The 15703-nt window shown below is 29.1% G+C and carries 13 protein-coding genes and 1 other annotated feature; of the genes, 12 read left to right on the forward strand and 1 reads right to left on the reverse strand.

The features are described 5' to 3' along the window. Window positions 1–139: 139 nt before the first annotated feature. Window positions 140–274, reverse strand: coding sequence for a 50S ribosomal protein L34 (gene rpmH / locus AC5EAH_RS03520; RefSeq protein WP_493493374.1), 135 nt, complete (start codon window positions 272–274; stop codon window positions 140–142). Window positions 275–1035: 761 nt separating this feature from the next. Here rpmH and dnaA point away from each other — a divergent pair. The 12 genes from dnaA to serS all read left to right on the forward strand — a co-directional run bounded on the left by dnaA (window position 1036) and on the right by serS (window position 15681). Next, window positions 1036–2451 carry a chromosomal replication initiator protein DnaA gene (dnaA, locus tag AC5EAH_RS03525; protein WP_493493375.1) on the forward strand — a complete coding sequence of 472 codons (1416 nt, stop codon included), beginning with the start codon at window positions 1036–1038 and terminating at the stop codon, window positions 2449–2451. Window positions 2452–2616: 165 nt separating this feature from the next. Then, window positions 2617–3747 carry a DNA polymerase III subunit beta gene (dnaN, locus tag AC5EAH_RS03530; protein WP_493493376.1) on the forward strand — a complete coding sequence of 377 codons (1131 nt, stop codon included), beginning with the start codon at window positions 2617–2619 and terminating at the stop codon, window positions 3745–3747. 171 nt (window positions 3748–3918) lie between these two features. Beyond that, on the forward strand, window positions 3919–4131 hold the full coding sequence (gene yaaA, locus AC5EAH_RS03535; protein ID WP_493493377.1) for a S4 domain-containing protein YaaA: 213 nt from the start codon (window positions 3919–3921) through the stop codon (window positions 4129–4131). 1 nt (window position 4132) lies between these two features. Next, window positions 4133–5233, forward strand: a complete 1101-nt coding sequence (gene recF / locus AC5EAH_RS03540; RefSeq protein WP_493493378.1) for a DNA replication/repair protein RecF — start codon at window positions 4133–4135, stop codon at window positions 5231–5233. Window positions 5234–5254: 21 nt separating this feature from the next. Then, window positions 5255–7168 carry a DNA topoisomerase (ATP-hydrolyzing) subunit B gene (gene gyrB / locus AC5EAH_RS03545; protein ID WP_493493379.1) on the forward strand — a complete coding sequence of 638 codons (1914 nt, stop codon included), beginning with the start codon at window positions 5255–5257 and terminating at the stop codon, window positions 7166–7168. 29 nt (window positions 7169–7197) lie between these two features. Next, window positions 7198–9666 carry a DNA gyrase subunit A gene (gyrA, locus tag AC5EAH_RS03550; protein ID WP_493493380.1) on the forward strand — a complete coding sequence of 823 codons (2469 nt, stop codon included), beginning with the start codon at window positions 7198–7200 and terminating at the stop codon, window positions 9664–9666. A gap of 4 nt (window positions 9667–9670) precedes the next feature. Then, complete coding sequence (locus AC5EAH_RS03555) at window positions 9671–10576, forward strand: LCP family glycopolymer transferase (RefSeq protein WP_493493381.1); 906 nt, start codon at window positions 9671–9673, stop codon at window positions 10574–10576. A 70-nt stretch (window positions 10577–10646) separates the two neighbouring features. Further along, on the forward strand, window positions 10647–11336 hold the full coding sequence (locus AC5EAH_RS03560; RefSeq protein WP_493493382.1) for a YveK family protein: 690 nt from the start codon (window positions 10647–10649) through the stop codon (window positions 11334–11336). Between the two features lie 16 nt (window positions 11337–11352). After that, window positions 11353–12018 carry a CpsD/CapB family tyrosine-protein kinase gene (locus tag AC5EAH_RS03565; protein WP_493493383.1) on the forward strand — a complete coding sequence of 222 codons (666 nt, stop codon included), beginning with the start codon at window positions 11353–11355 and terminating at the stop codon, window positions 12016–12018. 12 nt (window positions 12019–12030) lie between these two features. Continuing rightward, complete coding sequence (locus tag AC5EAH_RS03570; RefSeq protein WP_493493384.1) at window positions 12031–12780, forward strand: tyrosine-protein phosphatase; 750 nt, start codon at window positions 12031–12033, stop codon at window positions 12778–12780. A 60-nt stretch (window positions 12781–12840) separates the two neighbouring features. Next, window positions 12841–14127, forward strand: a complete 1287-nt coding sequence (locus tag AC5EAH_RS03575) for a DUF6792 domain-containing protein (protein ID WP_493493385.1) — start codon at window positions 12841–12843, stop codon at window positions 14125–14127. Between the two features lie 44 nt (window positions 14128–14171). Beyond that, window positions 14172–14360 (forward strand) — a binding site (T-box leader). A 46-nt stretch (window positions 14361–14406) separates the two neighbouring features. Then, on the forward strand, window positions 14407–15681 hold the full coding sequence (gene serS, locus AC5EAH_RS03580; RefSeq protein ID WP_493493386.1) for a serine--tRNA ligase: 1275 nt from the start codon (window positions 14407–14409) through the stop codon (window positions 15679–15681). Window positions 15682–15703 lie beyond the last annotated feature (22 nt).

The raw sequence follows: 15703 nt of genomic DNA on the forward strand, positions 1-15703 counted from the left end.
GTGAAACTCACCATTATATTCAATTAAATAAGCATAATAGAGGCGTGACTTTAACAACTAGAGGACAACAATTTTTTCATTTCTTAGACATAAAAAATAAACCCTAACTACTTTTTTCAAGTAGTTAGGGTTTAACTGCTTATGCAGATAAAACTTTACGTCCTTTACGACGACGACGTGCGATAACTTTACGTCCGTTTTTAGTTGACATACGTGCACGGAAACCGTGTACTTTTGAATGTTTACGTTTATTTGGTTGATAAGTACGTTTCATGAATACTGCACCTCCTGAATTTTATTTTGTACTTGACTAGTCGATTTAATTCTTCTCAGTAACTCTTCAAGAATAGCATAATCACACTTCTTTTTCAAGTATATATTTTCACGAATTAATTGTGTTATAATATTAATATGAAATCACTCCTTTAGTTTTTGTTTAGTAGCTTAATTATAGAGTGATTTCTTATTTTTTGATAGTCGTAATTTTCTAATTTTATATAAATAGACAAAGTAAAAACCTTTAAAATCAGTTTTTACTTTGTCGTTTTTTATTTTAAAGGCTTTAAACCTTCTTGACCCCCATAGGATTTTGAACTACGCAATAGATACTTCACTTTATTCTTCTTATCTCTAAAACAATCTGTCGATAACTATAAAAACTTATCCACATTTTATACACATTACTTTATTGTTTCATTTTTAAACCCACACAGTTATCTACATGTTATTAACACGCTAACAGATGTTTTATAAAGTTATAAACAATGTTGAAAAGTATGTTTATAACGTTTATGAAAGCTTATGTTTCTAGTATTTTATTATGTTTTTATTTTTAAAATTTTTGTTTATATCTACTTTGATAACTTTTTTATTAACACCTATTGCTTCTGTTGTTAGTAACTTTGTCAATAACTGTTAGTTTAATTATTCATAATGTTGTTAACATGTTAATAACATTATTTTTTTATTTCAATTTGTTTCTTTTTATTATATGATATTAACAAGTAATCTAATTAACTAATGAAAGGAGTTATTATGGATTCATTTGATTTTATTTGGTCAGAAGCCTTAGAAACTATTCGTAACAATGTTGGAACTAAAGCTTTTGATAATTTTTTCACAGAAACATATATTTCAGATATGAATTTTGACACTAATACTGTAACGATTATTGTCCCTCATCCTGTAAAAATACAATTTTTAAAAACACATATTGCTGTTATTGCTGATGCTTTAGCTCAAGAAACAGGCGGTTTACAATTTGAAATTAATTTTAAAACTTCGCCTGATGCACCAACCAAAAATATGACAGCTAATCATCCATCAAGCGTTCAAAATTTAGCTGCACAACAAAGACAACAACAACTTATTTATAATGTTCAAAAACATAATGTCACTTCTGAAATCATTGAAACTATTCCTAATCAATCTAACTTAAATCCTGCTTATACATTAGATAATTTTATTCGTGGCGTTGGTAATGAGTTTTCATATGTGGCTGCTGTAACTGTAGCTGAATCTCCAGGAACAGTTTATAATCCATTTTTTATTTATGGTGCACCTGGCCTTGGAAAAACACATTTAATGCAAGCTATTGGTAATGAAATTTTAAAAAATAAACCTGATTTTAATGTACTTTATTTAACTAGTGAAGATTTTACTAATGATTTTATTAACGCTATTCGTTATAAATCTAATGAAGATTTTAGACAAAAGTATCGTAATATTGATGTATTACTAATTGATGATGTTCAATTTTTACAAGATAAAGAACAAACACAAGAAGAATTTTTTCATACTTTCAATGCTTTATTTCATTTACACAAGCAAATAGTTATCACTTGTGATCGTTCACCTAAAGATTTACACGCTTTAGAAGAACGCTTAGTTTCAAGATTTGATTGGGGCTTAATTACAGACATTACACCACCTGATTTAGAAACACGAATTGCTATTTTAAAACAAAAAATATTAGCTTTAAAAATTGATATGAATGAAGAAGCAATCTATACATTGGCTAATTATGTTCAAACTAATGTTCGAGAATTAGAAGGTGCTTTAACTCGTGTCACAGCTTTTTCTCAATTACACAATAAACCTATAGATTCAGATATTATTCACGAAGCTCTAAAAGGTTTAAAAACAAATCACAAATTACATACTATTACCATTAAACAAATAAAAAAAGCTATTGCTAAACATTATAATGTTTCTGAATCAGAATTAAATTCTTCAAGTCGACAAAGTAAAATTGCATTTCCTAGACAAATAGCTATGTATTTATCTCGTCAATTGACCGATCTATCATTACCAAAAATAGGTGAAGATTTTAATCGTGATCATTCTACAGTTTTACATGCAACAGATAAAATTACGAAGAAATTATTTGAGGAAGAAGATTTTAAACAAGAAATAGAAAATATAAAAAATAAAATAATCAATGAACATTAAACATGTGGATAACTTTATAATAAGTTCATACAGATTACTCACAAGTTATCCACATGTTGAAAACTTTCAGCGACTAGGGTTTGTATAGTTATCCACATCTTTAACAGCCCCTATTACTTTTATTACTTAAAATATTATTATATATATTATTAAAGGAGATATTTTATGAAATTTACAATCAATCGATTAAAATTCATTCATGCTTTAAATGATAGTTTACGTGCTGTCTCACCTCAAAATGCTTTGCCTATCTTAAGTGGTATAAAATTAGAATTAACAAATGAACAATTATTATTAACTTCTAGTAATTCTGAAATTTCTATTGAAATTTCTATACCTATTATGATTAAAGATGAAACAATTATAACAATTGATCAAGCAGGCGCAGTTATTGTCCCAGCTAACTTTTTTGTTAATTTCATTAAAAAATTATCAACTGATTTTATTGAAATAGAAGTAGTTGATAATTTTAAAACGATTATCCGTTCTGGTAAATCTGAATTTGAAATTGCTGGGTTAAATCCAGATAATTATCCATTAATTCCATTAGTAGAAGATGATAATACTTTTACATTAACAGATAGTCAGATGAAAACAATTGTTAAAAAAACATTATTTGCAGTTTCTAAATCAGATATGCGTCCAATATTAACAGGTATTTTATTTAAATTAGTCGGTAATCAATTAACAAATGTTGCTACAGATTCTCATCGTTTAGCACAATATCATACACAAATAGCAGTAGATGCTTTAAATTTTGAAATTGTAGTGCCAGCAAAAGCTTTATTAGAATTGAGTAGAATATTACAAGAAAATACAGAAGTTCAAATTACAGTAACTAATAATCAAATTATGTTTATTAACAATAATATAAAATTTATATCGAAATTATTAGATAGCCGTTATCCAGATACATCACGTTTAATTCCACAAAACTTTATTTTTGACTTAAATTTAAATAAAGCACAATTTTTTGAAGCTTTAGATCGTGCAACACTTTTTTCATCAGATAATCAAAATAAAATTGTTAAATTATTAGTTTCATCATCAAATATTATTTTAGAATCTCATTCTTCTGAATTAGGACATAGTCATGAAGTATTAACGGGTCATACAAATTATAGTGAAGAATTTGTAGTTGCATTTTCAGGAGAGTTTTTAAAAGATGCTTTAAAAGCTGTTGAAAGTGATGAAATTACAGTTCATTTTTCAGGAGATGTAAGACCATTTATTATTACGACTAGTGAAGAAAAAAATAATTATTTACAATTAATTTTACCAATTAGAACTTATTAAATTAAAAAAACAGATATAACTTATTAATTTTAGTTGTATCTGTTTTTATTTAAGCCTTAAATTTAATTATAACAAGGATAATCAATTAATAAGTAGGTACCTATATGTATTGAGAAAATATGTGAAATTAGGTATAATAAAGATAATAATGTCAAGAAAGTGAGGCACATTATGGCAATAACAATCAAATTAACAGATGACTTTATGACTTTAGGTCAATTATTAAAACAAGAAGGCTATATTTCAACAGGTGGTCAAGCTAAATATTTTTTACTGGAAGAACAAGTTTATGTCAATAATGAACTAGAACAACGTCGTGGTAAAAAATTATATTCGGGTGATCAGATTATTTTACCAAATAATCAAACAATAGAATTAATATAATATGCAATTGCAATCATTAATTTTAAAAAATTATCGTAATTATCAAACATTAACTATTGAATTTTCACCACAAATTAATATTTTTATAGGTAAAAATGCACAAGGTAAAACAAATCTGATGGAAGCCATTTATGTGCTGGCTTTAGCTAAATCACATCGTACTAATCAACATAAAGAATTAATTTTATTTGATCAACAAGAAAGTTTAATTCAAGGTCAACTAAATTATCGTTTCGGTCAATTAGATTTATCTTTATTGTTAACAAAGCAAGGAAAAAAAGCTAAAATTAATCATTTGGAGCAAAGTAAACTGTCGCAATATATAGGTCAGATGAATATTGTTTTATTTGCGCCAGAAGATTTGATTTTAGTAAAAGGGACGCCTCAAGATCGTCGGAAATTTATCAATAGAGAATGTGGTCAAATTTCAGCCACTTATTTACATGACTTAGTCGAATTTAATAAAATTTTAAAACAACGTAATAGTTATTTAAAACAATTACAAATAAAACAACAACAAGATATAACTTTATTAGATATTTTAACAGAACAATTTATAGAAAGTGCTATTAAGATCACAAAAAAAAGAGAGAATTTTATAAAAAAATTACAACAATTAGCACAACCTATTCATGCTGCAATTACCCAGCAACAAGAACAATTAGAATTAATTTATTACCCTTCTTTAAATAATTTAAATAAAAATATTATATTAGAAGAAATGAAAGCAGTTTATGCTTTAGAAATAAAACGTGGTGTATCACAATTAGGGCCACATAGAGATGATTTTGGCTTTTTTATTAATAATATGAATGTACAAATATACGGTTCGCAAGGCCAACAAAGAACGACTGCACTAAGTTTAAAGTTGGCAGAAATAGAATTAATTTATCAAGAAATTGGTGAGTATCCTATTTTGTTATTGGATGATGTGTTAAGTGAACTAGATGAATCAAGACAAACACATTTATTAAATACGATTGAAGATAAAGTTCAAACTTTTGTAACAACACCAAGCATTAAAGATATTGAACATCGAGTTGTAGATAAAGCAAAATTATTTATGATTAAAAAAGGAGAAGTCGTAATCAATAATAAGTAAGAGAAAGGTAAAGGTGACAACGTGTCAAATCAAGAAATATCAAATTATGGTGCGGATCAAATACAAGTATTAGAAGGTTTAGAAGCGGTTAGAAAACGTCCAGGTATGTATATTGGTTCGACTTCTAGTCGAGGTTTACACCATCTTGTCTGGGAAATTGTTGATAACTCTATCGATGAGGCATTAGCAAAATATTGTGATACTATTAGTGTCACAATAGAAGAAGATAATTGGATTCGTGTAGAAGATAATGGACGTGGAATACCCGTAGGTATACAAGAAAAAATGGGCAAACCTGCAGTCGAAGTTATTATGACAGTGTTACATGCTGGGGGTAAATTTGGCGGTGGTGGCTATAAAGTTTCAGGTGGGTTACATGGTGTAGGTGCATCTGTAGTTAATGCTTTATCTACACATTTAGAAGTGTATGTTAATCGTGAAGGTAAACGACATTTTATTGCTTTTGAAAGAGGTGTTGTTACACATCCTTTAGAAATTATAGGTGATAGTGATGTTAATGGTACAACAATTCGTTTTAAAGCTGATCCTGAAATTTTTCAAGAAACAACAATATATGAATACAGTATATTAAAAACACGTTTAAGAGAGTTAGCTTTTTTAAATAAAGGTATTACTATTCGTTTGAAAGATGAACGTTCAACACATGAATTACAAAATCATACTTATCATTATGAAGGTGGTATTTTAGAATATGTGAAAATGTTAAATTCTAAAAAAGAAGTTTTACATCCACCAATTTATATTAATGACGAAAAGGATCATATTGGTGTTGAAATTTCTATGCAGTACAATGATGGGTTTGCATCGAATATTTTAAGTTATGCTAATAATATTCATACACATGAAGGTGGTACACATGAATCAGGATTTAAAACGGCTTTAACACGTGTAATTAATCACTATGGTGTAAAAAATCGTCTGATTAAAGAAAATGAAACGTTAAGTGGTGATGATGTTCGTGAAGGTTTGACAGCTATTATTTCAATAAAACATCCTGATCCGCAATTTGAAGGACAAACGAAAACGAAATTAGGTAATTCTGAAGCACGTCAAATTACAGATAAATTATTTTCAGAAGCATTTGAAACATTTTTATTAGAAAATCCAGCTACTGCGAAAACAATTATAGAAAAATGTCAGATGGCGTATCGCGCTAGAATTGCGGCTAAAAAAGCAAGAGAAATGACACGTCGAAAAGGCGCTTTAGAAATTTCAAGTTTACCGGGTAAATTAGCGGATTGTTCGAGTAAAGATGTAACAATTAGCGAATTGTTTATTGTTGAGGGTGACTCAGCAGGTGGTTCGGCTAAACTTGGACGTAATAGCCAATATCAAGCTATTTTACCTTTAAGAGGTAAAATATTGAATGTTGAAAAAGCTAGATTAGATCGTATTTTAAATAGTGATACGATTCGTTCATTAATTACAGCAATAGGGACAGGTATTGGTGAAGATTTAGACGTTAGTAAAGCACGCTATCATAAAATTATTATTATGACAGATGCTGATGTGGATGGTTCGCATATTCGTACTTTAATGTTAACATTCTTTTTCCGTTTTATGCGTCCATTAATTGATGCTGGTTATATTTATATAGGGCAGCCACCGTTATATAAAATTAAAGTGAATCGTAAAGAAATTTATGTTTACACAGATAGAGAATTAGAAGAAACATTATCTCAAATAGATAGTAATCAAAAAACAGAAATTCAGCGTTATAAAGGATTAGGTGAAATGAATCCTGAACAATTGTGGGACACAACGATGAATCCAGAGACACGTCATTTATTACAAGTAACAATAGATGATGCGGTAGAAGCGGATGAAAATTTTGATATGTTAATGGGAGATCGTGTAGAACCACGTCGAGAATTTATCGAAGAGAATGCGACATATGCAACTTTAGATTTTTAGAAGCATGTGTGAAATGAAGGAGAATTAACATGACAGAACAGCAAAAAGGTGGTTTAATTAGTAAACAAAATATTAGTAAAGAAATTAGATCATCATTTTTAGATTATTCGATGAGTGTTATTGTATCACGTGCTTTACCAGATGTTCGTGATGGTATGAAACCAGTACATCGTCGTATTTTATATGCGATGCAAGATTTAGGTAATACATCAGATAAACCATATAAGAAATCAGCACGTATTGTGGGTGATGTAATTGGTAAGTATCACCCTCATGGTGATGCAGCAGTTTACGGTACAATGGTAAGAATGGCACAAGATTTTAGTTATCGTTATCCTTTAGTTGATGGACATGGTAACTTTGGTTCAATGGATGGTGATGGTGCTGCAGCGATGCGTTATACAGAAGCACGTATGAGTAAAATCACATCCGAATTGTTAAGAGATATTAATAAAGATACTGTTGATTTTATACCTAACTATGATGAAACAGAAAAAGAACCTGCAGTTTTACCTGCGCGTTTTCCGAATTTATTAGTTAATGGTTCTAGTGGTATTGCAGTAGGTATGGCAACTAATATCCCACCACATCAATTAGGTGAAGTAATAGATGGCATTTTTGCTTTAAATAAAAATCCAGACATTACAACAGAAGAATTGATGCTGCATGTTAAAGGCCCTGATTTTCCAACAGGTGCTTTGATAATGGGTAAAAGTGGTATACGTAAAGCATATGAAACAGGTCGTGGTTTAGTTATTATGCGTGGTCGCGTTGAGATAGAACAACGTAAAAATGGCCGTGAAAGTATTGTTATTACTGAAATTCCATATCAAGTAAATAAAGCTAAATTAGTAGAAAAAATTGCTGATTTAGCGAGAGATAAAAAAATAGATGGTATTACTGATTTACGGGATGAGTCAAATTTAAAAGGTGTACGTATTGTTATTGATATACGTAAAGACGTTAATAGTAATGTGTTATTGAATAATTTATATAAATTAACACCTTTACAATCAACTTTTGGGATGAATATGTTAGCATTAGTTAATGGTCGTCCACAAACATTAAGTTTAAAAGAAATTTTAATTCATTATCTAGCACATCAAAAAGATGTTGTTAGAAGACGTACAACTTTTGAATTGCGTAAAGCAGAGGCACGTGCACATATTTTAGAAGGTTTACGAATTGCTTTAGATCATATAGATGCTATTATTACGTTAATACGTTCTTCTAAATTAGCTGAAGAAGCTAAACAAGCATTAATGAGAGATTATCAATTATCAGAACGTCAAGCACAGGCGATTTTAGATATGAGATTACAACGTTTAACAGGTTTAGAACGTGATAAGATCGAAGAAGAATATCAACATTTATTAATTGTTATTGCAGATTTAAAAGATATTTTATCGAGTGATACACGTGTCTTAGAAATTATTGAACAAGAATTAGCTGAAATTAAAGAACGTTATAATGATCAACGTCGTTCTGAAATTACAGCAGGTGGTATTGAATTTATTGATGATGAAGATTTAATCGAAGAAGAACAAATTGTAATTACCCTATCACATGGTAATTATATTAAACGTTTACCATCAACAACTTATCGATCACAAAATCGTGGTGGACGTGGTGTTCAAGGGATGAATACATCAAATGAAGATTATGTAGAACATTTAATTACATGTTCGACACATGACCATATTTTATTCTTTACTAATAAAGGACGTGTTTATAGCGTAAAAGGTTATGAAATTCATGAAATGGGACGAACTTCAAAAGGTATTCCAATTATTAATATTTTAGAAGTAGATAAAGATGAACGTATTAATGCGATGTTAGCAGTAAGTGATTTATCACAACAAAATAGTTATCTTGTTTTTGCCACATGTAAAGGTATTGTGAAACGTTCAAACTTAGCTGATTATAAAAATATCCGTACAAATGGAAAAATTGCTTTAACATTGCGAGAAGATGATGAGCTAATTACAGTTAAACAGACAACTGGAGATAGTCATATTATTTTAGGAACACATAAAGGTTATAGTATTCGTTTCAATGAAGAAGCTTTACGAGTGATGGGACGTACAGCATCAGGTGTTAAAGGTATTTCATTACGTGATGAAGATATTGTCATTGGTATGGATTTATTACAAGAAAATCAACAAGTTTTAATCGTTACGAATAAAGGTTATGGTAAACGAAGTAAAGAACAACAATATCGTATGCAAACACGTGGTGGTAAAGGGATTAAAACAGCACAATTAACAACTAAAAATGGTTATGTTGTAGGCTTAAAAGTAATTGATACAACAGAAGACGTAATGTTAATTACTAATCAAGGTGTAATTATTAGAATGGATGTTGCAGATATTTCTGAAACAGGACGTTCAACACAAGGTGTAAGATTAATCAAATTGAATGAAGAACAGTTTGTATCGAGTGTTGCTTTAGCAGAAAAAGAACCACAAGTTCAAGATGTTGACAATGTGGAGGAATAATTAAATGAAATTTATTAAATATTTATTATTATTACTAGTAACAATTGTATTATTGATGATGACTTTTTTCGGCTATCAATATTATAAAATTTCTAATACGGTGAATAAAATTAATAAAAATTCGTATCAAATAGGTGGTACCTCTAAAAAAATCGAGCAACAAAAAGGTATTACTGTTTTACTAGAAGGTATAGATACTGGAATGAATCGACAAGATACACAAGGACGTTCTGATGCCATTGTATTAATGACTATTAATCCAGAAACAGAACAAACGGTTATGTTAAGTGTGCCACGTGATACATATACAGATATTGTAGGGCATAATAGTAAAGATAAAATTAATCATGCTTATGCTTTTGGTGGTATTCAAATGTCAATCAATTCATTAGAAAAATTATTTGATATTAAAGTAGATTATTATTTAACAACTAATATGGATGCTTTTGCAGATATTATTAAACAAATAGATGGTGTTACAGTAACTAGTAATGCAACTTTTTCTAAAGATAATTTTAATTTTATAGAAGGACAATCACTTGAATTAGATGAAAAATCTGTCTTGGCATATACGAGAGCACGTATGGAAGAAGGTTCAGGCGGTGATTTTGGGCGACAACAAAGGCAACAACAAGTCATTACAGCTATCGCTAAAAAGTTAGCAAGTGTAGAAAATATTACTAATATTTCTACGATTTTAACAAATATTGCCCCAGATATTAAAACTAATATTAATACAACAGATGCAATTAAATTATTGAGTAATTATCGACAAGCTGCTCAAAATGTACAACAATACACATTAGAAGGTACCGGAAAAATATCAGAAAATAATGACGTTTATTATTTTTATCCTTCTGATGAAGCATTATTAAAAGTAACAGAAGCACTAAAAAATAATTTAAAATAAATTAATTGTATTTATTGTTATAAAGTTTTAAAATAGAAAGTAATGGGTAAAAAATAGGAGATTAAAAATTATGGATAAAGAAATAGATTTACTGCATATCTTAAAAGAAATAAAGAGAAAAATAATTGTTGTTATTGTAATGATGTTTTTAGGTTCAGTAATAACAGGAGTTTATAGTTTTTTTGTGGCTACACCAATTTATCAATCAACAGCTAATTTGTTATTAAATGCTTCTGAAGAAACAGAAAATTCAGGACAAGCATTAAATGATATTACAATGTATCAAAAATTAATGACAACTTATGTTGAAATTGCACAATCAGATGTTATGAAAAATGAAGTTGCTAAAGATTTAGGTTATAATTCATATTCAGAGATTGCTAAAGTAATTACTAATATCAGCGTTAAAAATACACCTAATTCTCAATTGTTAGATATCGCAATACAAGGTACAGATCGTGATATTATTGAAGAATATGCTGAAGTATATGTTAAGAATTTTAAAGATATTACGGCATCTAAATTTAAAAAAGATAATTTACAAGTAATTAGCGATGCTAAGTTACAAGATAGACCTGTTGCACCACATAAAATGAGAAATATTGCTTTAGGTGCAATTGGTGGGATGGTTGTATCATTATTAATTATTGTTATGAAATTTTTACTGAATGATAGTATTCGTACAAAAGATGAATTAGTAGATTTATTAGGTTTACCTGTAATTGGTAATATTCCTAAAGGAAAAGAAGTTAAATTTTAAAAAAAGGAGAAACATTATGTATGTTGAAATGATTAATAACCCAAAATCTGTTGCTTCTGAAGCGTATCGTACATTACGAAGTAATATTCAATTTTCTAATTACGAAAATAATTTGAAAACAATTGTAGTAACAAGTTCAGTACCAGGTGAAGGGAAATCAACAACGTCACTTAATTTAGCTGTTGCTTTTGCGCAATTAGGTAAAAAAGTTTTATTAATAGATGCAGATATGCGTAAGCCATCTATTCATAAACGTTTAGAATTATCAAATTTAACAGGATTAAGTACAATTTTAGCAAGTATTACTGATTATGAATCTGCTATTCAAATTTTAACATCAAATACTTATGAATTTTCAGTAATTACAGCAGGTGAAATACCACCTAACCCAGCAGAAATGCTAAATAGTCCTAAAATGGCACAATTATTAGAAATATTAAAAGGTTATTATGATATTATTATTATCGATTCACCACCAGTATTAGCAGTAACGGATTCTCAAGTTATGGCACGTTTATCAGATGGTTTAATTTTAGTATCTGATATAGATACAACTAAAAAACGAGCTATTTTAGAAGCAAAAACTTTATTAGATAAAGCACAAGCTAATATTATTGGTGTAGTTATTAACAAAGTTGATGTTGAGAATAACGATAATTATTATTACTATGAATATAAATAGGTTATTATAAAGATGAAAATAGTTGAATTACATAATCATGTATTATTTCAAATTGATGATGGTGCAACAAGTTTAGAACAATCTAAATGGATGGTTGAAGATGCTATCAATAATCAAATAGATATTTTAGTATGCACGCCACATTATAATGCGAAATATAAACAAATTAAAAAAGATTGTGAAGATCGTTTAGCTTTATTACAATCACAATTCGAAAATAAAATCACGCTATATTTGGGATTAGAAATCATGCTAGATGATGAAACACCTAAATTACTTGAGAGACAAGCAATTTGGGGTATTAACGATAGCCAGTATTTATTGGTAGAATTTCCAATGGATCATATTAATGAAAATGCTGAACAAATTTTACAGCAGATTATTGATCAACAATATATTCCAATTATTGCACATCCAGAACGTCAGCATGAGTTATATAATAAAAAGAAATTTATTAAAAAATTAGTGGATATGGGTTGTTTATTTCAATTGAATTCAGGTTCATTATTAGGTAAACATGGAAAATTCGCTAAAGAAAATGCATTAGAAATGCTAGAGGAAGGTTTGTATTCAGCAATTGCCAGTGATGCACATGATACATCAAAGCGACGCTTTAGAAGCCAAGAAGTTATGCCATTAATCGATAGTAAAGTGTGGCAACAATTACATGAAAATATGTTAGCAATTGTAAATAATGGTCAAGTAGCACCAGTTAATTATCAACCTAAAATACCATTATTAAAAAAATTATTCGGTAAATAAATAGATAAAATGAGATAGTGTAATATTAAGCTATCTCATTTTTTATAATAGGAGGACAAAATGATAAATTTATTATCGCCCCGTTTAATTGCACGTTGGTGTCAAATGGAATATGGATTTAAAAATTTAACTAAAGAAGAAATGAAACAACGTGTAATTTCTCGTGCTGAAAGTATACTATCTAGTCAATTTACTGAACCATTTGAACTTTATCATAGTTCCATTGACCATGAACAATTAAAACAGTCAAAATTTCAAGCATTAACAATATATTTTCCAAAACAAAGCCAAGCAGTTATCATTTATCGTGGCACTGAAACAATTAACGACTGGTATTATAATTATACAGGTATTTCAGCAGGTGCTAATCTTGAAAAAATTGTAGATGCAATCACCTATTTTAATTTTATTAAAGATAAATTACCACCAGATACACAATATATAGGTGCCGGACACTCATTAGGTGGTCATTTGATTAGTAGTGTACAATTATTAACTCAAGCATTTTTAAGAGTGTATACGTTTAATACAGCAATTGTACAACTTTATCAATTACAACAATTAGATTCACAATTCAATGTACAATTACAAAGTTATTTTTATGATAATCCCCGAATAAGAGGCACAATTGAAAAATTTGCTGGACATTATTATCATGAAGCTGCAAAAGTTATTATCAACTATAAAAGAAAAAATGATTTTATTCATTTTTTTTATGATACACCAGGCGCATTTTTACCAGGAACAATAGTAGATTTACCACCATTATTAGCACAAATCGTTAATCCATATGAATATATGTCTTCTGAAGAAGTACAAATTTTAGTATTAACATTAACTGAATTATATGAATTCATTTCAAATAAAGGAATTAACACACGTAATTTACATCAATCAATTAATCCATTCATGAAATACATTCAAAAATTTTTATTTTATAAATTAATTTCGCCTTTACAAATAAAACATTGGTCATTATCAAAAGAAAAATGGATACGCATAGGTGGGACACCTTATGTTAATTCAGTCAAACAACAAAATATAGAAGAAGCCTATCACTTATTCAAAGCGATATATCACTATTTGACATTTTTAGTACATACCGGATTAATTCCAGAAACAATGATTGAACAAATTCCACAACAAGAAATTGATGATAAGTTTAAAAAACGTGCGACATTAGATCAATTACTACAACCCTTGTTAAGATTTATTAATGTAATAAAAGCAATGCGTACGTATATTGCTTTTAAAAAAGGAGAACCAATTAATTTAAATGGTTGGAAACATCTAGCTAAATTACATTATCTTGATTATTTATATGATGTGTTGCCGATAGAAGAATAATAGTTGACATTTTGGTGACTTCTGTTTATTATTTTAAGTAATTCAATAGTTTATTGTTGGAGCTAAGTAACTTATTAAAATGATTCAAGAGACATAGTGGTTGGTGCAAACTATGACATAGAGATAAGTGAATCTACTCTGTAAATTAACAATCGTTTAAGCACGTTATCGCTATTAGAGAGATAAGCTAATTATCTGAATTAGGGTGGAACCACATAATTTATGTCCCTTCATGTTTAGGCATGAAGGGGCTTTTTATTTATATTAAGGAGGAAGAAAATGTTAGATATTAAATTAATTAGAACACAACCAGAAGAAGTGAAAAAAAAAATTGCTGCACGTCATGGAGATACGCAAGTAGTAGATACAATTTTACAATTAGATCAACAACGTAGAGAATATATTCAACAAACTGAAGAATTAAAAGCACAACGTAATCGTGTCTCTGAAGACATTGCAGTTTTAAAACGTAATAAAGAAAATGCAGAGACTTTAATTAGTGAAATGAAAGCAATAGGTCCTAACATTGCAGAATTAGATGCTAAGTTATCTGAGGTTGATCAACAATTACATGAATTATTAATCAATATTCCTAATTTAGTATCTGATGAAACACCTATGGGACAAAGTGAAGATGATAATGTGGAAATTCGTCGTATCGGTACGCCACGTCAATTTAATTTCGAACCTTTAGCACATTGGGATTTATTAGAATCATTAAATTTAGCCGACTTTGATCGTGCGGCCAAAGTAGCAGGTGCGCGCTTTGTATTTTATAAAAATGCTGGTGCACGTTTAGAAAGAGCTTTAATTAATTTTATGTTAGATACACATATTCATCAACATGGCTATGAAGAGATGATGGTACCACAATTAGTCAATCAACAAGCCTTATTCGGTACAGGTCAATTTCCAAAATTTGTAGAAGATGTTTATACAGTTGAAAGTGAAAACTTAACATTAATTCCAACAGCAGAAGTACCTTTAACAAATTATTATAACAATGAAATTATTAATAATGATATGTTGCCAAAAGGTTTAACAGCATGGAGTGTATGTTTCCGTTCAGAAGCTGGTTCAGCTGGGCGTGATACAAGAGGATTAATTCGCTTGCATCAATTTAATAAAGTAGAAATGGTGCGTTTTGCACGTCCAGAAGATTCAATGGCACAATTAGAACTAATGACGCAACATGCTGAAAATATTTTAAAAGCATTAGAATTACCTTATCGTGTTATTAATTTATGTACAGGCGATATAGGTTTTTCAGCAGCAAAAACATATGATTTAGAAGTATGGTTACCAAGTTATGATGCCTATAAAGAAATTAGTTCATGTTCAAATTGTACAGATTTCCAAGCACGTCGTGCTAACATTCGTTTTAAAAGAGAAGAAAAAGGTAAAACAGAATATGTACATACTTTAAATGGTTCTGGTTTAGCAGTTGGTCGAACAGTAGCAGCCATTTTAGAAAATTACCAAAATGAAGATGGTTCAATTACAGTACCAGAAGTATTAAGACCTTATATGGGTGGATTAGAAATCATTAAGTAAAAAATAAGAGTTAGTTTCACGT

The sequence above is a fragment of the Staphylococcus sp. B1(2026) genome (assembly GCF_058895785.1).

Coding starts and splice junctions, on each gene's coding strand:
- rpmH (WP_493493374.1), bottom strand. CDS start 274: ATGAAACGTACTTATCAACCAAATAAACGTAAACATTCAAAAGTACAC.
- dnaA (WP_493493375.1), top strand. CDS start 1,036: ATGGATTCATTTGATTTTATTTGGTCAGAAGCCTTAGAAACTATTCGT.
- dnaN (WP_493493376.1), top strand. CDS start 2,617: ATGAAATTTACAATCAATCGATTAAAATTCATTCATGCTTTAAATGAT.
- yaaA (WP_493493377.1), top strand. CDS start 3,919: ATGGCAATAACAATCAAATTAACAGATGACTTTATGACTTTAGGTCAA.
- recF (WP_493493378.1), top strand. CDS start 4,133: ATGCAATTGCAATCATTAATTTTAAAAAATTATCGTAATTATCAAACA.
- gyrA (WP_493493380.1), top strand. CDS start 7,198: ATGACAGAACAGCAAAAAGGTGGTTTAATTAGTAAACAAAATATTAGT.
- AC5EAH_RS03555 (WP_493493381.1), top strand. CDS start 9,671: ATGAAATTTATTAAATATTTATTATTATTACTAGTAACAATTGTATTA.
- AC5EAH_RS03560 (WP_493493382.1), top strand. CDS start 10,647: ATGGATAAAGAAATAGATTTACTGCATATCTTAAAAGAAATAAAGAGA.
- AC5EAH_RS03565 (WP_493493383.1), top strand. CDS start 11,353: ATGTATGTTGAAATGATTAATAACCCAAAATCTGTTGCTTCTGAAGCG.
- AC5EAH_RS03570 (WP_493493384.1), top strand. CDS start 12,031: ATGAAAATAGTTGAATTACATAATCATGTATTATTTCAAATTGATGAT.
- AC5EAH_RS03575 (WP_493493385.1), top strand. CDS start 12,841: ATGATAAATTTATTATCGCCCCGTTTAATTGCACGTTGGTGTCAAATG.
- serS (WP_493493386.1), top strand. CDS start 14,407: ATGTTAGATATTAAATTAATTAGAACACAACCAGAAGAAGTGAAAAAA.